General features: G+C 44.2%; 17 protein-coding genes and 2 riboswitches. Of the genes, 3 read left to right on the top strand and 14 right to left on the bottom strand.

What is annotated here, in order from left to right:
- Positions 1-615: 615 nt before the first annotated feature.
- The 8 genes from ptsG to AC3EBE_RS10210 all read right to left on the bottom strand — a co-directional run bounded on the left by ptsG (position 616) and on the right by AC3EBE_RS10210 (position 12492).
- A complete protein-coding gene (ptsG, locus tag AC3EBE_RS10175; RefSeq protein WP_488594918.1) occupies positions 616-2688 on the bottom strand; it encodes a glucose-specific PTS transporter subunit IIBC in 2073 nt (690 codons plus the stop codon).
- 180 nt (positions 2689-2868) lie between these two features.
- Entirely contained in the window at positions 2869-3711 is an 843-nt protein-coding gene (gene glcT / locus AC3EBE_RS10180) for a glucose PTS transporter transcription antiterminator GlcT (RefSeq protein ID WP_488594919.1), read from the bottom strand.
- Positions 3712-3847: 136 nt separating this feature from the next.
- Positions 3848-5179 carry an NCS2 family permease gene (locus AC3EBE_RS10185; protein WP_488594920.1) on the bottom strand — a complete coding sequence of 444 codons (1332 nt, stop codon included), beginning with the start codon at positions 5177-5179 and terminating at the stop codon, positions 3848-3850.
- A 126-nt stretch (positions 5180-5305) separates the two neighbouring features.
- Positions 5306-5407, bottom strand: a riboswitch (purine riboswitch).
- 94 nt (positions 5408-5501) lie between these two features.
- Entirely contained in the window at positions 5502-7049 is a 1548-nt protein-coding gene (gene guaA, locus AC3EBE_RS10190) for a glutamine-hydrolyzing GMP synthase (protein WP_488594921.1), read from the bottom strand.
- Between the two features lie 178 nt (positions 7050-7227).
- Positions 7228-7329: riboswitch (purine riboswitch) on the bottom strand.
- A 31-nt stretch (positions 7330-7360) separates the two neighbouring features.
- Positions 7361-9580, bottom strand: a complete 2220-nt coding sequence (locus AC3EBE_RS10195; protein ID WP_488594922.1) for a DUF4129 domain-containing transglutaminase family protein — start codon at positions 9578-9580, stop codon at positions 7361-7363.
- Positions 9577-10794 carry a DUF58 domain-containing protein gene (locus AC3EBE_RS10200; RefSeq protein ID WP_488594923.1) on the bottom strand — a complete coding sequence of 406 codons (1218 nt, stop codon included), beginning with the start codon at positions 10792-10794 and terminating at the stop codon, positions 9577-9579. The genes AC3EBE_RS10195 and AC3EBE_RS10200 overlap by 4 nt, the downstream gene beginning before the upstream one ends.
- A 1-nt stretch (position 10795) precedes the next feature.
- Complete coding sequence (locus tag AC3EBE_RS10205; RefSeq protein WP_488594951.1) at positions 10796-11737, bottom strand: AAA family ATPase; 942 nt, start codon at positions 11735-11737, stop codon at positions 10796-10798.
- A gap of 359 nt (positions 11738-12096) precedes the next feature.
- Positions 12097-12492 carry a hypothetical protein gene (locus AC3EBE_RS10210; protein WP_488594924.1) on the bottom strand — a complete coding sequence of 132 codons (396 nt, stop codon included), beginning with the start codon at positions 12490-12492 and terminating at the stop codon, positions 12097-12099.
- A gap of 64 nt (positions 12493-12556) precedes the next feature.
- On the opposite strand from AC3EBE_RS10210, the gene AC3EBE_RS10215 reads away from it, so the two are divergent.
- On the top strand, positions 12557-12835 hold the full coding sequence (locus tag AC3EBE_RS10215) for a hypothetical protein (RefSeq protein WP_488594925.1): 279 nt from the start codon (positions 12557-12559) through the stop codon (positions 12833-12835).
- A 192-nt stretch (positions 12836-13027) separates the two neighbouring features.
- Positions 13028-13165, top strand: a complete 138-nt coding sequence (locus AC3EBE_RS10220; protein WP_488594926.1) for a hypothetical protein — start codon at positions 13028-13030, stop codon at positions 13163-13165.
- A gap of 273 nt (positions 13166-13438) precedes the next feature.
- Here AC3EBE_RS10220 and AC3EBE_RS10225 read toward each other — a convergent pair whose 3' ends face one another.
- The gene (locus tag AC3EBE_RS10225; RefSeq protein WP_488594927.1) at positions 13439-14878 is read right to left on the bottom strand and encodes an esterase/lipase family protein; all 1440 of its coding nucleotides are present in this window, start codon (positions 14876-14878) and stop codon (positions 13439-13441) included.
- 248 nt (positions 14879-15126) lie between these two features.
- Positions 15127-16125: an ABC transporter substrate-binding protein gene (locus tag AC3EBE_RS10230; protein WP_488594928.1), complete on the bottom strand. Its 999-nt coding sequence runs from the start codon at positions 16123-16125 to the stop codon at positions 15127-15129.
- A 159-nt stretch (positions 16126-16284) separates the two neighbouring features.
- On the opposite strand from AC3EBE_RS10230, the gene AC3EBE_RS10235 reads away from it, so the two are divergent.
- Positions 16285-17070: an aminoglycoside 6-adenylyltransferase gene (locus tag AC3EBE_RS10235; RefSeq protein WP_488594929.1), complete on the top strand. Its 786-nt coding sequence runs from the start codon at positions 16285-16287 to the stop codon at positions 17068-17070.
- 30 nt (positions 17071-17100) lie between these two features.
- On the opposite strand, the gene AC3EBE_RS10240 is transcribed toward AC3EBE_RS10235, so the two are convergent.
- The 4 genes from AC3EBE_RS10240 to AC3EBE_RS10255 form a co-directional block, all read right to left on the bottom strand.
- Entirely contained in the window at positions 17101-18801 is a 1701-nt protein-coding gene (locus AC3EBE_RS10240; RefSeq protein ID WP_488594930.1) for a transglutaminase-like domain-containing protein, read from the bottom strand.
- A gap of 124 nt (positions 18802-18925) precedes the next feature.
- On the bottom strand, positions 18926-19216 hold the full coding sequence (locus AC3EBE_RS10245) for a hypothetical protein (protein ID WP_488594931.1): 291 nt from the start codon (positions 19214-19216) through the stop codon (positions 18926-18928).
- A 179-nt stretch (positions 19217-19395) separates the two neighbouring features.
- A complete protein-coding gene (locus tag AC3EBE_RS10250) occupies positions 19396-19689 on the bottom strand; it encodes a hypothetical protein (RefSeq protein WP_488594932.1) in 294 nt (97 codons plus the stop codon).
- 32 nt (positions 19690-19721) lie between these two features.
- Positions 19722-21185 carry a hypothetical protein gene (locus tag AC3EBE_RS10255; RefSeq protein ID WP_488594933.1) on the bottom strand — a complete coding sequence of 488 codons (1464 nt, stop codon included), beginning with the start codon at positions 21183-21185 and terminating at the stop codon, positions 19722-19724.
- Positions 21186-21231: the final 46 nt, after the last annotated feature.

Here is a 21231-nt window from a genome sequence, read left to right on the forward strand (position 1 = left end):
CGTTCGTCCTGAGCCAGGATCAAACTCTCCAAAAAAGAGTATGAGTTTAGCTCATAATTTAAAACGTTGGCTCATGATTCTTCTATAATAGAAGTCATGATCATTTATTGTTTGTTGACGCTTGTTTGTTTAGTTTTCAAAGAGCAATTTGTTTGCCGCTCAGAAGCGACTTTAATAATTTAACACATCACAGCAACTCAGGTCAACAACTTTTTAAATTTATTTTTCATCATTTAAAAGTTATTAACGTGTTCGCGACTGTTTTTATATAATAGCACCGCCCATCTCCAGAGTCAACACGTTTAAACATTGTAAAAAATGGTAATTAACCTTTTGTGAAACAGATACTTATATACCTTCTATATAATGCTCTGTTGAATTACAATACCTCCTCTACATGATCTCCTGCGGTAAATGGTTCTTCTTTAAGCATCTCCTCTGCCAGGTCTCACTTGGATGGCTAATTCAGCCGGACATTGCTTAGCAGCCCGCCACGATACTAAGGCATTTTTTCTTGAGGCAGCACTCCTATTTCCTTAACAGACCTTAATCAACATCAGACTAAACAAAAAAGCCGGCCTCCCCAATGAAAAGGGATAGCCGGCCTCTTACTTATTACTTGGAAATCGTAATGATATTTTCTTCCTTCAAGTCTACATTGCCTTCTTTGTTGATGACGATGCTTTCGCCAGCAGCAAGGTTTGTGAAGACGATTGGAGTCATGATGGAAGTTGCGTGTTCCTTGATGTAATCAAGATCTACTTTTAACAAAGGCTGGCCTTTAGTGATTGTATCATTTTCAGATACAAGTGTCTCAAAGCCTTGTCCTTTCAGATTGACAGTGTCGATACCTACGTGGATGAGAATTTCTCTTCCAGAGTCAGAAAGGATGCCGATTGCATGCTTTGTAGGGAACAGGTTTACGATTTTTCCGTCGACCGGGGATACAATTGTACCTTCAGAAGGAACGATCGCGAAACCGTCACCCATCATTTTGCCAGAGAATACTGCGTCTGGGACTTCAGTGATTGGTTTGATTTCCCCTTTAATAGGAGAAACAATTTCTTCACCAGCAGCATTGTCATGATGAGTCTGTAATGCTTCCGGATTAACTTCTTCAATTTGCTGCTCAACCTCTTTGGCCTGGCTTGTTTCTACCGGGCGAGGCTTTTTGCCGCTCATGATGTCTTTCATTTGACCCTTGATTGTTTCAGAACGTGGGCCGAAGATTGCCTGGATGTTGTTGCCGACTTCAAGAACACCGGCAGCGCCAAGCTTTTTCAAACGGTCTTTATCTACTTCTTTAATATCATTTACTGATACACGAAGTCGAGTGATACATGCATCAAGGTGAGCGATGTTTTCAGATCCGCCCATTGCTTCCAGTACTTCATATGGAAGATCTCCAGCATTACCCTTCGTGCCGCTTACTTCCTGATCATCTTCGACCGCTTCACGGCCAGGAGTCATCAGGTTGAATTTGCGGATCGCAAAACGGAAACCAAAGTAGTAAATAACCGCGAATACTAAACCTACGGGAATGACAATCCACGCGTTTGTCTGCGGGTTGATCAATCCGAACAGAATGTAGTCAATCAGACCGCCGGAGAATGTCATACCGATTTTTACATTTAATAGATGCATTGTCATGAATGACAGACCAGCAAAAATCGCGTGTACTCCGAAAAGTACTGGTGCTACGAACAAGAATGAGAATTCAAGGGGTTCTGTAATACCTGTTAAGAATGAAGTAAGGGCAGCAGAAACCATCAGACCGCCGACTACTACTTTTCTTTCAGGACGTGCTTCGTGATAAATAGCCAATGCAGCAGCTGGAAGACCGAACATCATGAACGGGAATTTACCTGTCATGAATGTACCAGCAGAAAGATTTTGTACGTTATCGGCGATTTCAGCCATGAAGATACGCTGATCTCCGCGTACAACTTCTCCAGCTTGAGTAGTATACTGACCAAACTCGTACCAGAACGGTGAATAGAAAATATGGTGCAACCCGAATGGGATCAATGATCGCTCTACAACACCAAAAATGAATGCAGATAGAGTCAAGTTTGCATGAACCATGTTTTGCGAGAATGCATTCAGGCCGTTTTGGATTGGAGGCCAGATAATCATCATCACTAAACCAAGCAGGATGGCTGTTCCTGCAGTGATGATTGGAACAAATCGCTTACCAGCAAAGAAACCAAGGTAAGAAGGCAATTCGATTTCATAGAACTTATTGTAAAGTCCTGCAGCAATGATACCTACGATGATACCGCCGAACACCCCTGTCTGAAGGGTCGGCACACCAAGGATGCTTGCATAGTTTAATCCGTTGACTTTTTCCGGGGTAATGCCTAATACAGTACCCATTGTTACGTTCATGATCAGGTAACCGATAATCGCAGCAAGACCGGCAACTCCCTCACCGCCTGCTAAACCAACAGCAACACCGACCGCGAACAATAGCGGCAGGTTCCCGAAGACAATGTCCCCGGCTTTTTGCATTACGGCAGCAACCATATCGACGCCGCTGTTATCTAAAAATGGGGCGAGCTCCAGCAAAGCAGGGTTACGGAGAGCAGCACCAAGTGCAAGCAGGATACCTGCTGCAGGCAAGAGTGCAACTGGAAGCATTAGCGCCTTCCCTACTTTTTGCAGCACACCAAAAGCTTTCTTAAACATAGGAATACCTCCTGATATTTTTTACTCCTAAAGCGGTTACAAACATTAAAAAAACAAATAAAAAAGGCATGAGAAAGATGTACCGAAAGAAGCATACGGATATATTACCCATAAAACTTCAATTCAATTACATTCTTTACTCATGCCTGATCGAATCAGTAACACGTAAAAAATTATAACCTATTTGACTTTTTTCTGAAGCCTTTGCAAATGCATCGTCAGATACACGGCTTCAGCATCGCATACTTGTTTTTTCAAAGTCTGCTGCATCACTTTAATGAGTTTCCACGACAGATTGTAGCACACTGGGTATTCTTCTTTCAAGAGGTCTGCAAATTTTTCTGGCTCGTCGACTGTATCGCCATTATTGACCCTTTCGATCGTGAAACGTATGTGGCGCACGAGTCTTGTGTAATCAATGCCGTCTTTATCAATGACGATGCCTAAATTTTCCTCGATCATTTGTACCAATTTTGTCACAAGCTGCGAGTGTATATTTACCTCTGATAAATTCCGGTTCATGACTGCGCTGTGGATATGGAGAGCGATGAAACCTATTTCCCCTACCGGAAGCTCGATTCCCGATTTCTCCTTCAGGAGCTGTACAACTTCCCTGGCAATTTCAAATTCAGTTGGGTACAGTGTCTTTGTTTCTACAAGGAATGGATTCTTGAATTCAAGTCCCCCAGCCATACGGTTAACGGCAAACATCAAGTGGTCGGTCAGTGCGACATGGATATGCTCATTCAGCTTGCTGTCGGTACGCTTTTTTATCAATTGTATAGAAGAAATGATTGCTTCATGAAGATCATTTTCCACAAACGGAAGCAATTTTATATAATTCGCCTGTTCTTTTTCATCCTTGAGGACAAACATTTTTTCCGCCTGTCCCTCTTCAATTAAATCTCCCTTTTTCAGGTTGAAGCCAATTCCTTTCCCGATCAGGATGACTTCACCGAATGCAGGATGGTCCGCAATCATGACATTATTATTAAGAGCTTTTTTTACCTCAATTTTATCCATGCTGCATCCCCGTTTCCGCTTTTTCTATGCAAATATCGTATATAAGCTGGTTTTAGAAGTCAAACCCAAGACTTTTAAAAACGCTCATTAATTTTTGCCAAAAAAAGATCCAGCGGCAGCCGCTGGACCAAATCTATTATTCTGTTAAGAAGACAAAGTAAAGGACAAAAATCACGAAGAACAGATACATTATTGGATGAACCTCTTTTGAACGCCCTTTTACCAGCATCGTAACAGGGTAAAAAATGAAACCTGCAGCGATCCCTGTCGCAATACTTGATGAAAGCGGCATTGAGATCATTGTCAGGAATGATGGAACAGCGATTTCAAATCGGCCCCACTCAATTTTGCCAAGAGAAGATACCATCAGTACGCCAACGATGATCAGTGCTGGTGCCGTGACTGCCGATGTCACGACTGATAACAGCGGGAAGAAGAACAGTGATAGCAGGAAGAATCCAGCTGTGACAAGGGATGCAAAACCGCTTCGTGCTCCGGAAGCAACTCCGGCAGATGATTCAATATAAGATGTAGTTGTCGATGTCCCGAAAATGGAACCAACAAGTGATGCGATAGAATCAGCGAACAGCGCACGGCCAGCGCGCGGCAGCTTGTTGTCCTTCATCAAGCCTGCCTGGTTCGCAACAGCTACCAGTGTTCCGGCATTATCAAAGAAATCAACGAACAAAAAAGTCAGTATGATTCCAAGCATTGTTGAAGTATAGAACGATGGATCACCGAATGCGGTAAACACTGAACCAAAAGTTGGTGCGACGCTAGGTACTGCGCCGACTACCTGTGTAGGTGTGTCAATCAGGTTGAAGATCATTCCGACGATCACTGTGATGATAATTCCGAAGAATACAGCACCGTGGATTCCTCTAGTCAGCATGATTACTGTAATCAGCAAGCCGAAAAGCGCAAGCAGTGTATTGCCATTGGTCAAATCTCCAAGACCAACAAGTGTAGCCGGGTTATCGACAATGATACCTGCATTTTTCAAACCGATAAATGTGATGAATAATCCGATACCAGCGCCAACGGCGTGCTTAAGTTCTACCGGGATCGCATTGATCAGCTTTTCCCGCCAGCCTGTTATCGTCAGGATCAGGAAGAATACGCTGGAGATGAAAACAGCTGCAAGCGCATGCTGCCATGGTGCTCCGTGGCTTAACACAACTGTGTAAGCGAAAAAGGCATTAAGACCCATACCTGGAGCCAGTGCGATCGGATACTTTCCAATAAGCCCCATGATAATGGAACCTACTGCTGCAGCAAGAGCAGTTGCCACGAATACAGCGCCATAATCCATTCTTAACGCATCCGGCAGGTCCTTCACATCTGCTAAAGTAAGTGTGATGGGGTTAACAATCAATATATAGGCCATCGCAAGGAACGTGGTCATCCCGCCAATGAATTCACGGCGATAGTTTGTGCCCAGTTTTTCAAACTCGAAATACTTCTTCATTTTTACTTTCCTCCTGAATTGAATTCAGGAAATAAGGCCAAAAAGAAAACGCCACGGATACCGGGGCGTTGACTACAGGCAAATAGGCCAAAACAGGCAGAAAAATAAAATGATAGCAATTGCGCACCTGTTTTATATATACCTCGTAGTCAAGCCATTTACGGTAGCTCGGTAGAAACTTTTGGGCCATATCCCCAAGATTATACGACGAATTTTGACAAAATATTAAGTTCAGTTTTATTCTAACAGGACTTTTTGCCCTCGTCAATGAAAAAAACGAACATTTTTTAAATGTTCGTTTTAATTGTTCGTATTTTAGCGTTTATTCCCACTCAATTGTTGCAGGCGGCTTGCTGGTAATATCATAAACGACGCGATTGACATGGTTTACTTCGTTGACGATTCTCGTAGAAATGATTTCGAGAACATCCCACGGAATTCTTGCCCAGTCGGATGTCATGCCATCAATTGAAGTCACAGCACGGATGCCGATCGTGTAATCGTATGTCCTCGCATCGCCCATAACGCCGACGCTTCGAATGTCCGGCAGCACAGTGAAGTATTGCCAGATGTCGCGGTCAAGGCCAGCTTTCTTGATTTCATCACGGAGAATCTGATCCGATTCCCGGACAATCTCAAGCTTTTCTTCAGAAATCGCGCCAAGCACGCGGATTCCAAGACCAGGTCCCGGGAATGGCTGGCGCCAAACAACTTCATCCGGAATGCCAAGCTCTGTGCCAAGTGCGCGTACTTCATCCTTGAATAATGTATTCAGCGGTTCGATCAATTTGAATTGCATGTCTTCAGGCAGCCCGCCGACATTGTGGTGGGACTTGATTGTCTGGGCAGTGGCCGTACCGCTTTCAATGATATCGGTATAAAGCGTCCCTTGTGCCAGGAATTCGATGCCTTTCAATTTTTCCGCTTCATCGTCGAAAACATAGATAAATTCGTTACCGATAATTTTACGTTTCTGCTCAGGATCCGACACGCCTTCAAGCTTGCTGAGGAAACGGTCTTTCGCGTCTACTTTAATGACGTTCATATTAAAGTCATCGGCAAAGGTCTTCATGACGCCTTCTGCTTCACCCTTGCGCAACAGGCCGTGGTCAACGAAGATGCATGTAAGCTGGTCGCCAATCGCCTTATGGATCAGCACGGCTACTACTGAAGAATCAACACCGCCGCTAAGTGCGCACAATACCTTTTTGTCACCGACCTGCTGGCGGATTTTCTCCATTTCAATCTCGATGAAGTTTTCCATTGACCAGTCGCCTTTACATTCGCACACCTTGAAAACAAAGTTCTTCAACAGGTCATTTCCGTAGATGGAGTGGCGTACCTCTGGGTGGAATTGTACAGCGTAAAGCTTTCGGCTTTCATCGCTCATTGCCGCAATCGGGCAGGAAGGGTTGATTCCATCCACACTGAAGCCCGGCGGTGACATTGTCACCAGGTCACCATGGCTCATCCAGACAATCTGCTCTTCTGGCGTTCCCTGGAACAAAGCGTTTTGATTATGTAACGTCAGCAAGGCCTTGCCGTATTCACGGTTCTTCGCCTTTTCGACCTTGCCGCCAAAATGCATGGTCATCAGCTGCATTCCGTAGCAGATTCCCAGAATCGGCAATCCTAATTCAAAAATTTCTTCATCACAGCGGAATGCCCCTTCGTCATAAACACTGTTCGGTCCGCCGGAAAAAATGATTCCTTTAGGATTCATTTCCTTGATTTCCGCTGCCGTGATCGTATGGGGATGAAGCTCACTGTAAACGCCAAATTCCCTGATCCTTCTTGTGATCAGCTGGTTATACTGGCTGCCAAAATCTAATACAATAATCATTTCCTGGTCTTGCAGCTCGGATTTCATAAAGTCACCTCGTTATAAAATAAAGGCCATGTGAATGCTTACCCGCATAGACGAAAATACACTGGCCTTTTAGTTATTCCATATCCTTATCCTATCCAATTATCCATTAGACAATAAAAAAAGCCAGAATTCTCCCTTCCCGAAAACTACAGGAAGGCAGAATCCCAGCTCGTCACGAACGTAAAGAATCTGCCTTCATAGTCAAATCATTTCCGGTGATTTGGTAGAAACTTTCGAACCTTATTATCGAGGATATATGAAGGATAATTCTATTTAGTTGCCAACATTGTATCAGTATAACATTTTAACGGTCAAGCACTAGCTTTCTTGATTAAAATTTCCCAGTGCTGTTTCGCTTCCTCCCATACTCCTTCTTCATTGCTGCCACGATAGAGATACTGTTCGTATTTCTCAGTCAGCCTCCTCATTTCTTTTGAAGAGAAGAAGTTATCTACATAGTTTGCATACTCTCTTAAAGTCTCCCCCTTTTCCCGCTTCAGACCATAGCGGTCAAGCTGCTTAAGGAGTGCGATATACGCCTTTTCGAGGTATTTGTCTTCCTTCTTATATTTATAAAGAAGGATATACAGGCTCGGCATCCATTTTGCCCTGAACTTATACAAAATGGCCGCAAAGATCGCGATTACAACCAGGCTTAGGATGATTTTTTTCAGGTTTGCCTTTAGGAAAGCTCCTGCTTTTCTCAGGCCATCGGAAAAAGAAACCCCTGGCTTGTCAGCGTTTGCCTGCTCCTCAGGAGTTTCAGGCTTCTTCGGTGCTTCTGGTGTAACATCCTCTTCTGTATCCTGGTCATTTTGCGCAGGAGTGTTTGTATTTTCATACTGGAGCTGGACATTGTTTGAAAAGCCCTGTGTTGGCTCAAATGGCAGCCAGCCTACACCCGGAAAGTATACTTCTACCCAGGAATGCGCATTGTTGTTCGTGATTTCATACAGTCTGCGGCCATTATCAAGCGTTTCAAGATACTCCCCTTCTGTGTATCCCTTGACCCAGCGGGTTGGAATGCCAATCGAACGCATCATGACAACCATCGATGTGGAAAAATTATCACAGTAACCGCGCTTCGTCTCAAAGAGGAATTGATCAACATAGTCCTGGTCTTCCTCAGGTACTGGCACAAGAGTCTGGTCATAGACAAAATTGTTCGACCTGAAATATTTTTCAACTGCCTGCGCCTTCTCAAACCAGTTGGTTTTATCCTTGGTAATATCGTAGGCAAGCTCCTTCACGCGGTCAGGCAGCCCTGCCGGAAGCTGGGTGTATTTTGTCATTACATTTGAGCTTGAAAAGCTCTCCGGCGGAAATCCGTTTGTCCCGGCAGCCTTAAGTTTCTCAACACTATAAACAGGATGGTCAAAGGTAACGGAATAAGGCCCGATTGAGTCCGCAGCCCCATCCACCACGGTCACGATTTTTTCCGTTGTCGGATTCAGGCTTAATTCAATGGCTCTATTAGGGACAGAAGCTTCGACTTGCTGTACACCAAGCGGGTATACGAGATGCGGATAACCGATTTTCGGGATGACCCTGCTTGTGCGGGATTCGGTCTTTATCCCCGCTTCAAAAGCATTCATCGGCACGGGCTGCTGCGGCTGGAAGCTGACCGGCATAGCTGACCCCTGATCCGAGATCCAGCCCTTGCCTGTATAAACATCCTTTGTTTCGATCCGCCAATAATGGCGGCCGTCCGCTTCAGCAGAAAATACCACACGATCATCGCCGACAAATGGTCCGCCAAGTGCAGAATCGTCGGTTCCATAGCCGACCTTTTTGACGCCGCCTCCCCCGCTGTCTTCATTATATGAAGTGATGAATGGAACCGGGTCCGGCCAGATTGGATCAGCTTTAGGAGCTGCATAGCCAATCCCTACGCTAAATAGGATCATGGCCACTAACGGCAGCATCCATTTTTTCGCACTATCGAGATTTTTTTTCACTAATGCCCGATCGGCAATCCGATAGTACGCGAGCATCCCCATCACTGCAAAACCTGCAATGACAGTTCTGACAATCGCAACATCGGCTTCATAAGGAGTGAAGGTATCAAGTACCGTAATGTAAATCAATGTCATGAAAAAGAAAACGAATATTTGCTTGCGGCTGATCAGCCAGTAATGGATCAAATAAGACATCAGCCATAGCAAGACAAAGAACAACAGTGTCCGGAATACATTTGTGAGCTCTGTCCATTCCGCATTCATCACCGAACCGAAATTGCTCTGCAGGTTTCCAATCAACAAGCCGAACCATTTCGAGCTGAAAAAAGTTCCTTCAAAATACATAAAGTGAATGGAATAAAGGATGAAAATCACTTTTACCAGAGCTGACGGTATCAGCGGCATCCCAAAATAGGACATCATCAATGAGATAAAGACAAACGCCAGGAACACACTTAGATGGCCTGTGTCGGTCAGCTCCTTCAGCGGCCGCAGCCACTCCCACAGGAGCAAAAAGCTGAACATGTACAATAAAAACAGGGCCATATCTTTTTTCGGCTTATCCATCGTCATCCTCGGTTCACCTCCGAAAAGGCTTCTGAAAACTGACCATCATGCACCATGACGAGCCTGATTCCGCGTGCATTTGCCGAGGCACGCAAATTTATTTCCGTTTTTGCAGGAGATTCCTGGGCATTCTTGATTAAAAATATACTTACAGATCCATTCCGCTGATTATAGAAGGCTGCTTTTTCAATCAATTCCTTCGTCAATTGCGACGTGATCAGCATAATCGAATTATTTTGCTGTGCCAGGAAAGTTTCTGCCTCCAGCACCTTATCAAAAGTTACCGGGCTTTCGTCCCTAACTTTTGCCAGATGGTAGAGAAGCTGCTGCTGCTGGATTTCGCCGCCGCGGATCGGATGGACGGTGCGCTCTGCACTTGAAGTCAAAAGCCCGACCTGTGCACCCTTCCGCAAAATCGCCCTGATGACAGAGGCCGTAAACGACACAATCACTTCAAATCGCTGCTCAGGGGCGCAATCCATCAAAATCGAGACGTCATGCGACTGCCTCTGTTCGAATTCCTTCGTCATGATATCATTCCGCCGGGCTGTCGCCTTCCAGTTAATCCATGAAAAACGGTCGCCAGGCTGGTATTCACGAACACCAATCGCCATTGAAGTATCACGCTGGACACGCTCCTTCGAGGCAGTCATGCCCTGATCGAAGTGATGGGCAACCGGGCGGTACACCATTTCTTCAAATGCAGGATAAACCAGCACCTTGCTCTCATATGGCAGGACTTTTTCTTTTTCAATCAAACCGAGCGGATCACCCGTTTTCAGCTTGATGCCTGTAAGGATGTGCTCCCCGCGCGGCAGTTTTTCAATTTTATAGTCAAAGCTGAATACACGGCTGAAGCCCGGAAAAAGCATTGTCTTGGCCTGCTGCAAATCCTTATGTCCCGCGAGCGTCTCCCCTGCCTGCTCCTCTGCGATGGCATAAAACAGCGGGAAAGGAAAATTCCGCTCAAGCACCACGCTGGCTTTGAATTTTTCGCCCGCATTGTATTCTTGTTTCGTGTACACTCGCTCCGCCTTGATTTCTTTTATCGAATAAAAGGAAAGGCCTAGCGCATACAGGGCGAATGGCAAGAAGCTGTAAAACAGGAACCAGCTGACGAACCCGCCCTGGAACATCGCATACGAGAACGTAACGATGATCAAAAACAGTAAAACAATAAGCTTCCAAATCTCTTTAAATTTTTGGAAAAATTTTTTCATCTTACTTCACTAGCCTTTGCACCGGCACAGGCACTCTCGCCAGCACTCTGTTCACGACATCCTCTGCCGTGATCCCTTCAAATCTCGCCTCGGATTTCAGGATAATCCTGTGAGCAAAAACGTAAGGAGCCAGATATTGAACATCATCAGGAATGACATAATCCCTGCCGTAAATAAACGCGTAAGCCTGGGCAGCCTTCATCAGCGCGATCGAACCACGGGGACTTGCGCCAAGATACACACTCGCATGCCCGCGAGTCCTGCTTGCAAGCTCAACAATATATCGTTTGATCGAGTCGTCAACGAATACTCCTTTAATTTCATGCTGCAAATCACGAAGATCATCAAGGGTAACAACCGGCTGCAGGTCCTCGATTGGAAGGCTGCGCTGCGCCCTGTTCAGAACTTCCATCTCTTCATCAAGCGCAGGATAGCCCATTTTCATTTTTAGCAGGAAGCGGTCGAGCTGTGCCTCAGGCAGCGGATACGTACCTTCATAGTCAATCGGGTTCTGTGTTGCCATAACGAAGAACGGCTTATCCAGAAGATGCGTCACGCCATCAACTGTGACGCTCTGCTCCTCCATTCCTTCCAAAAGGGCAGACTGGGTCTTCGGCGACGTTCTGTTAATTTCATCGGCAAGAATGATATTGCCCATGATCGGCCCCGGCCTGAACTGGAATTCCATTTCCTTCGGATTGTAGATCGATACACCTGTAACATCCGATGGCAGCAAGTCCGGAGTGAATTGAATCCTCCTGAACTGCGCGCTGACCGATTTCGCAAGCGCACGCACCATCATCGTCTTCCCTACTCCCGGTACGTCCTCAAGCAATACGTGCCCTCCCGCAAGCAAAGCAATCAAGCTCAGCTCAGCAACATTCCGTTTACCCGTCATGACCTTGTCAATATTCTCTAAAATTCTCTCAACCGTTGGATTCATTTGATCCTTCACCGATTTTTCCTCCCCCATCTATCCGTCAATCTATTAAACTCCCGTATGGTAATGTGTTGATTTTTTACGCTAATATGTTTATATTCGCTATAATTTGTAAAAATCCTGTAATATTCTGTATGAAAATATTTCCGCCTTTGAATAGACGGAATCGGCTGCAGGATTGTTACATCCCCCTTTTTCCGGACAAAAAAAACGATCTCCTTGTGGAAATCGCACGGTTGAGTTTATTGTAAATGGCTTGCTTTCTCACTGTTTAAATGCTGACAGAATCTTGGCTTAAGACTTGCTTTCGGAATTGCTTAAATGCTGACAGAATCTTGGCTTAGGCTCGCTTTTGGAATTGCTTAAATGCTGACAGAATCCTGGCTTAGGCTCGCTTTTGGAATTGCTCCCATGCCCTCAAGGATGATGCGGGCGTCTGTATTTAAATATGCCGCAATATCACTCCGCAGGAATAATAGCGAGTGGTCACGGATGACGACCTTCAAGCTTCGCAAATCAAACTTAGACGCATAACTATTTACAGCATTGAGAACCGCCATATCCTTTCTCGTCAACGGCTGCTGCCCCGCTTCCATTCTTTTCGTCAAGAATTCAAGCAGATCCCGTGCATTTGACTTTAAGTGGCTGCGATGGGCATTCAGGATGTCGATATTATCCTCCATATACATTCTCGCCGCAGCAAAATCAAGCTCCTCGACACTGTTGTTAATCCTCCCGATCAAATCCAAAACATGCATTGCTATTCCCCCTGATGTATATACTCTGCCTGCTATTTATATCGGCCGCTTTTATCTGTTCTCTATGGGTTCTGTAAAATATAGTAAATTTGATGGAGAGCAGGCGGATTCGCATAGTCCATTGGGTGTGGGGCATATTGCGGGACGGGCTGATGTGGGTGTGTTTTTTCGGGGTACTGATCTTATTTGCGGTTTTTTCGTTTTATTTGGAGTCAATGTAGATATATTCGCTGTAACCGTAGATATATTTGCTCTTACCGGTGATATATTTGCTGCAACCGGAGATATATTCGATTCGGCTACTGAGATCTATTTAAAATCCGGTGATATTTTGGCTACTTGAGATATATTTGCCCTTACCGGTGATGTATTCGCTGCAACCGTAGATATATTCGATTCGGCTACTTAGATCTATTTAAAATCCGGTGATATTTTGGCTACTTGAGATATATTTGCCCTTACCGGTGATATATTTGCTGTAACCGTAGATATATTCGAATCAGCTACTGAGATCCATTTAAAATCCGGTAATATTTTGGCTACTGGAGATATATTTGCCCTTACTGGTGATAAAATTAACGTTACTGGTGAAATAATCGAACTTACTGGTGAAAAAAAAGGCCGTACTGGTGAAAAAACAAAAGCTACTGGTGAAAAACTTTTTTCACCTTAAAAAAGATGGTCAAATCCGGTGATTTTTTCAAAAAAAAGCAGATTAACGCATCAATCAAGTAAAAAAAACAAGTAAAATATCATCTTCAACACGTAAATCCCATGAAAAATCTTGCTGAAAAATAATATATCAAGAGGCAACACCAATGCTTTCCTCAAAATTGGCTTCTACAGTTCGGTTTTCCCTTTAAAAAACAGTAACTTATTCCTCTCCCCCGAATCATACCCGAAATAAAACAGCCACACTCAAAATGAGTGCAGCTGCCACCCCCAACTATCGATGGATTTTGCCATTTGCATCTACATAAATTGATTTTACGATGGTACGCTCGAATGGTTTGCCCTTTGCGTCAAAGCCGGTCACTTCGGTGGTCAGGTTGTAAACTCCTGCTTCGGTAAAGTCTCCATCTGTCACCACTCCTGCTTTTGAACCCTTCGCTTTTTCTTTCAGCTTCTTCTTTCCGTCCAGACCGTATTGGATCCAGTTTGTTTTATAGGAAGCTTTTAAACTCTTGCTTTTCTGTCCCTTCACCAGCTCTGCACCCAATGGACTTTCGATGCCAACTGTATATAGATAGGCTGCTGCAGGACCTGAAACTTTCCAGTTACCTGCTTCAGGCTGATCCACCACAAATTGGTGCACCCAGGCACCTTTGAAAAATCCGCTTGTATCTTGTTCTACTCCGGCCGGAGAGTATTCTTTTCCATCCGGGCCTTTCAGTTTGAGATTCGGCAAAATTTGGTCACTTAAGAAGGCTAGCTTAAATCCTCCAGCTCCATCTTCAATCACAAAGCTGTCCTTAATTGCCTTGTCTCCTTTTCCGCCTCTGACAATCTGGTTTGTATCTGGTTCAGTGGCAATAGCCTCGCCAGTCATATAGGAAGCTGCTGCTGGCTGAGCTGCCAATGTATAAGGCTTAAATACATTGAAAGTATAGGAACCTTCGCGAATCGTCGTATGGTTCCAGGCTCCTTCTTTTACAATCGTGCCTCCAGGCAAGCGGGAGCTGGCAACAGTGACGACGCCATCATTGGCGCCATAGCTGCTCAAATACAATCCGCCCCAATATAAGGCGCTTCCAAAGGAGCCCCACTTCGTCCCGCCCAGCGTATAATAGCGATTCATTTTCGCGTTGGCATGCGGATCAGTAATGCTGCGGAAATAGCTCATATTGCCAGTCTGGAGGGACCGGGTTGCGTCATTATTGCTGCCGAGCAGTGCCGCCAGCCACCATGCAGAACTGCTGTGGGCAAGGTCTGACAGCTGTGTGCCATGGTGTGGTGAGGATAGGCTGATTACATTTGAAACATATGGATACGCCCCGTAATGGACAAGTGCTGTCTGGGCATCAACCCCGCCTTTGCTATGGCCCACAACAACCAGCTTTTTTTTACCAAAGTAATCGTATATTTCCTTTAGCTTACCGGCCAGCATCGCACCATTTTCCCACATATCCTTTTCCGGATATAAATCGATAAATGCAGTCTGATAGCCATTTGCAAGTGCGGTTTCATACATATCGTTCCCATCCCACCAAACGGATGCTGCACTGTTATAGCCATGAATGAAAACAATCGGTGCTTTGGCAGGGTCAATCCATGCAGGGTCCGAGCCAACATACCAGGTTCCCGGCACACCGCTGGAACCTCCTCCTAAATCCCCCGCGCTCGCCGCAGCCGGGACCATCAGTAAAAAAGACATCAATAAAGACATGATCCATTTTCTCCTTTGCAAAATCCAATCCCTCCTTTAATCAGCCTGCCTCTTTAGAAACAGCCATCATTACAAAAGTATTAGTCCAGGATTATATAAAGAAGAGGAATTTGAATTATCGTTATTGGGAAAATTTCCGAAGGAGTCTTCGCGCCTTCCACTACAATCAACAGGGTTGAGAAATCATCATTCAGCTATAACAGACTATATAAAAATAACCTGCCATAATATTGGCAGGTTATTTTAAATCATTCTCCCACAATCTTTGCATTCTTCAGCTGGTCCTCGGATAAAGTAATCCCTTCCTCCTCAGCTGCTTTTTTATTGACGTACAACTCAAGATTTTCCGGGAAGCCGACAGGCATGTCGCTCGGCTTTTTGCCCTTTAGGATTTCCACAGCCATTTTTCCAGTTGTGTAACCAAGATCATGATAGTCAAATCCGTAAGAAGCAAATGTTCCGCGTTTTACCGAGTCGCCTTCTCCTACAAAGGTTGGGATATTTTTATCATTCGCAACTGTAATAACCGATTCAAGTGCGGCAACGACAGTGTTGTCCTTTGGGATGTAAAGAACATCAACCCGGCCAACCATCGATTCAGCCGCCTGCTTAACTTCCGAGCTCGTTGAAATCGTCGTTTCCACCGCCTCAAGCCCTGCTGCCTCCAATGCTTCTTTTGCATTCTTAACATTCACAACAGAGTTCGGCTCTCCATTGTTATAGATAATGCCCACCTTTTTGGCGTTCGGAATAAACATCTTGATGGCCTCAATTGTCTTCTTGATCGCATCTGGGTGTGTGTCCGATGTTCCTGTCGCATTACTGCCCGGCTTTTCAAGGCTTTGCACAAGTTCAGCACCAACAGGATCGGTAATCGCTGTGAATAAAATCGGAATATCCTTCGTTGCCTGCACTGCCGCCTGGGCACTCGGAGTCGCGATCGCCAGGATCAGGTCGCTCTTGTCCGAAACCAGCTTCTGCGCAATCGACATATTGTTATTCATGTCACCCTGCGCATTTTGGTAATCGAGCTTCAGGTTCTTGCCCTCTTCATAGCCCGCATCCTTCAGCGCCTCGATAAAACCCTCCCGAGCAGCATCAAGAGACGGATGCTCGACAATCTGAGTTATCCCGATTTTTACAGTCTTCTCTTTATTTTCCCCACTCGCCTTGTCGCTGCCACCGCCGCCACAGGCAGCAAGCATCAGCATTGCTCCACTCATTAAAACCGCCAGACTCTTTTTCATTCTTCAGCCTCCCCAGATTTAACATAAACTGTTGCATATTCTATTCTCTTTTAACAGGTTGTCTTCCTGCTATATTTTTATATTATTTTTAATATTCAGATATAATTAAGAGATAGGTAATTTATGTTAAAATATTAAAAATTCTTGGAGGTGGATAATATGTACAGTCCAATCGAAAGAGACGCTTTTTTTATAAAAACGATCGAGATGCTGCAATCTTGCGGAAGTATCGAAGGCATTGTCCAAATAGGTTCGGGAGTAAATGGCTATAATGATGAGTTTTCGGACATTGATTTAATGGTTGCCGCTCCAGGTATAGACGGCTTGTCAGAAGCCAAGGATTATATCCATCGTACGCTCAGTGATTTCAGCCCTCTTTACATAAAAGAAAAACAGCTTCGAGAGAACGTATATCTTTTGATCGCCATCCTGGAGAATTCCCTGGAATTCAATGTGTCGATTGTTCCACTTGATTACCTGAAAGTAAAATCCCCCTTGTGGAAAGTGACTTTTGACAAAACCGGTCTAGTGACCGAGAAGATGAATGTGCTAAATGAACAGTTTAACAATCAGTATGTAAAATATGAGGATAATGCTGATTTGGTATTTGAGTTTGTTTACTCAGCAGTGAGATTGGAAAAAGAGCTGCAGCGGAACAACTTAATCTATGCCCTGAAGATGCTTGAGGCGATGAGGGACTACACCTTGCAGGTACAGTCGCTCAGCGAAAATAAAAAGCTTCATCAATTCAAAGCATATGATACCTTAAACCCTTCTTTTATCGAGGCATATCTATCCACCTATCCTGCAGAAATGAATGCTGGCAGCCTGGCTTGTTCGGCTGATAAGTTAAAAGCGCTATTTATAAAAACTATAAAACAAAGCTCCCTGTTTACCCTTGAGCCAGCTTTGGTACAGCTCCTGAACCTTTCTGCAAAAAAATAATCTCAGAGCCATTGCGGCTCTGAGACTTTTTTAATACGAAATTCCCGTTCGTGTATGTGTTTTTTCAAATTCAGCCATATTCGGGTCAAAATACTTTTCATCATATTTAGCGACAAACTTGTCATTATCGACATAGCCGGAACCCCAGGTTGGATCCATTGTCACCCATTTGCCGTCAAGCTTTGCTTCTACCCAAGCATGCTTTGATGGCCACCAGCCGCCTCGCGCCATACCTTCGACGAATCGGGACTCAATATCACTTGCTCTTAACAATGCAATCGTCAGGTAGGAATAGTCCTGGCAGACACCTGATTTTAAATCGAGTGTTTTCAGGGCACTGTCATCCCATTCAAATTCATCGTTTTCCAGCTTTTCAACATCATAGGCAACCGTTTTGGCTACATATTCATAGATTGCTTTGGCCTTATCTCTTTCCGTGCTCTTTCCGGCGGTAATTTCACTTGCCAGCTGCTTGATTGGTTCAGCATCTGATTGAACTCCCCTCGATGGCAGCAAATCGCGCTTATCTTCACCAGTCGATTCCACTTCAAAGCGGGCAAAGCCGAAGAACCTGAAGTAATCGCTATTCTCTTCCTTTATCTCCGGAACACTCAGGACAACTTCATATGTTCCTGGCCCAAACCGCAGGTAAAAGGAATCATCGAACGTGAAATCCTTGACCGGAATGACATCCAGCGCTTCATCTTCACCCTTTTTCGTAGTGATATAGATATGTGTCGTTTCCGGGCCAAACTCAGCGTTTGGATCGATTTTCCCTTTTATATGGTAGATGCCATCTGTCTCATCACCGCCATATACCGGCGACTCCAGCGTCACACCGCGTTCGCGGTAGACATCCATATACTCGATCGGCAGCATCGTCTTGTCTGATTCATTATCAATTAAAATCGTCGTCGCTGTCTGATAATAATTTTCGCGCTCCTCATCCGGCACCAGAACCTCAAGTTCATGAACACCTTTACCATAAAATAAAGGCACATCATAGCTGAACTTTCCATCCTCGACCTGCAGCACATGCTTCCAGCTCTCCGAATCCTTGGCAAGCTTCAGCATAATCGTGTCTCCATCCGCCAGCTTGCCCGCTTCCCCTTCCAATCTAAAAATCTCGTTTTCTTTCACATAGCTCGATTTCATATCAAGAGCCACTTCCGCCTCTTGGCCAAACGGTGTCAGCACAAGATCACGTTCGATTTCAGGGTTCACATTGTGAACATCAAAAGCGGTCGCTTCAAAGTAATAATTCTCCGTTTCATTGCTCGGGATTTGGACGCTCACATGATACTTCCCTTCACCATTGAAAAAGTGAATCGTCTGCTTGAACTTACCTTCATTCAGCTTTGCGTAGTATTCATGCTGCCGTCCTGCCGGCCCTTCCTCATCAGCCGAAACCTTGATCCACACATAATCCGATTTCAATGAGGAAAACTTCTCAACCTTTCCTTCGACGACAACCTTCCCGTTGACCGCAAATTCCTTGTTCTCCGGACTTGAGAAAGTCGAACCAATCTCCTCATTATAGGAACTCAACTCAAGCGGCTGAAGCTCAAGCTCCTTGTTCTTTTCCTTCACCAGCTTTTCATATTTATCCTCTTGCTTCTTCTCCGCCTTCGCCTTCGCGTCACTCGGACTGGCATCGCTGCAGCCTGAAAGTATAAAAAACGTGCTCATCACCAGCAGCAAAACTGATAAAATAGGATTCTTGCGATTCATTGGTACCTCCTTCGGAATACAATCCATTTATTATATGAACTTATCACGATGTTTTATTTACGGTTTTTAACTTGGTAAGTTTCTGGGACTTTAGCCCTTTTTTACAACCAATCCCATAAAATCCTCATAGGGTTACAGAAAGTCTCCAAATAAAAAAGAATACTGCTAGTGCCAAACCAGAAAAAATCGCCTTTTTACTAATCCTGTCTCCCTGTTCATTAGTTGCTCTTAAAGCAATCGAACCTGTAATCAAAGATAAAATGCCTAGTGCCAAAAACAAATACGCGTAATTTTCATTTCCTTCAAGATGAACCGTTCCGTTTTCATCTGCAGCGGTATAAGCCCATATTAATGCTCCCAGAATAGTAGAAACACCTAGCGTACCTGATATAATGCTGAGCAGATTCTTGGACATATATTAATTCCTCCAATTCAAATCCCCTTTAGGCTGTTTATTTTCTCAGACTATATATCCTTCCATTTGCAGGATGTCAGGCTGATTTTCTAAAAAAATGGATTAGCCCTTCGGCTAATCCTTTTAAAGTATCGGAATGTATAATTATAATCTTAGCAATTAATCTTTTTTAATTCATACTAAAATATTGAGACAAGAAGTCGCCAAACTACAAAAAGAGCAGCAAGAGATAATCCACCGTAAATAGCCTTTTTTCCTACATTTTTACTTTTTTCCCTAACACCTGCTGCATCTACTGCAGTTAAAATAACTGCCACGAAAGATAATGCGAGAAAAATATAAATATTATTTTTTTGCTCTTCGAAATCTATATTCCAATTTTCGTCTGCAACATTGAATGCATAGATTGCAAATGCTACGCCTACTAAAAGAAGGTATGAATAAGTTATTTTTGTCCACGTTTCTTTTTTCATTTATTTCACCTCTTTATAAGCAAATACTTTAGTTAGTTTTGAAGTGGGTAAGGAGGGGTTGTTTGATTACTAGGAATACTCTTGGATTCAGGTATTTTTTTATCCTCTATTTCTGATGTATTATTATTTGGACTTGTATCATTTTTAGGATCAACACCAGAATTCGTTTCCGTCTTTACACTTGGCTCATTTTTGCTGTTATTAGTAAGATCACCGTTTATCCCACTTTTTACTACTTCCTCAACTGTTTTAGTAAGACTTTCAGCTACTACTCCATCTTTTAATAAAAATCCAAGGATCGGGGAAAAGATTTTAATAGAAACAACAGTAACAACAGCACCTACAAGTATATTATCAAACCCTAACCAATCTCCTTCTTTAATCACTCCAGAAATATAGTTTTCTATTCCACCATACACTCCCATTGCTCCTACCATGCCAATACCTAAAGTAACGCCAGGAATAAGGATTGGACCTAATAGAAATCCAGAAACAGAACCAATCACAGTATCCCAAAATAAATCAGAAGCCGAAAATTCTTTCCCAGTGAGTTTATAAGTAAAAACATAAGATAAAATATTGGAGAAGAACCCAGCTGCTCCTCCTAATGCTGCTCCTTTAAACATTAATTTAAAAACATTATTTACAGTATAAAATCCTTTAATTTGACCCCATAACGGCCTCATCTTCACCCATCTATAGGCAGCAACAGTTTTAGTTCTTATCCAAGGCCAAGCCACAGTCCTAGCCCAGCCCCAAATAGCAGCCGGACGTCCTCTCAACCATGGCCATGCAGCTGTTCTCCACCAGTTTGCGGCAGCAGGCCAGGCAACGGTCCTGAGCCAGCCGATTGCTGCGGCGAATGCGCCGGTTGCATAACCAATATAGCCTAATATTCCTCCGACGAGCGAGAATCCAAATGCTCCCCAGAAGCTGTAATTGTCGCCAGAGAGCCATTGATACAAGAATCCGCCAATAAGCGCTCCTGCTAAAATGATCAGTCCCCCGACAATACCAATAGGGATAGCGATTACTCCAAAGAAAACAAGGAGTGCTATGACACCGATGATAATGACGGCAGCAAGTATCCCGCCGAGCAGCGTCTGTGCCCACTTATTCTCACTGAACCAATCCCCTATCGCTGCGAAAAAGGCTTCGATGTCTCCCCAGACATCTTTGCCGAACTTAACAGCAGTGTCCCAGGCATCATTCCATTCATCAACCGCCCAGTCCTTGAACTTATTCCAGCCGTCAATCAGTCCGTCACCAATGTCATCCAGCTTGTTCAGTGCCTTTTTCCACCATGGCAAGGATTCGTCAGCACCGTCAACCGGTTCTCCTCCTGAGCCATCAGTAGGTTCCGTTTTATTCAAGCCCTGCTTATTGGTTTCGACTTCGGTCAAATCAGCTGAGACAGGGGCCAGAACGGCAAACTGGATCAAAAACAATGCCATAAATGCCAGTATGATTTTTATTTTTGAACGTTTTATTGTCATCTACTCTATCACCCTTTTAAAAAGAAGTGAATGCTCCAATAATCAT

The sequence above is a fragment of the Mesobacillus sp. genome, assembly GCF_057785455.1.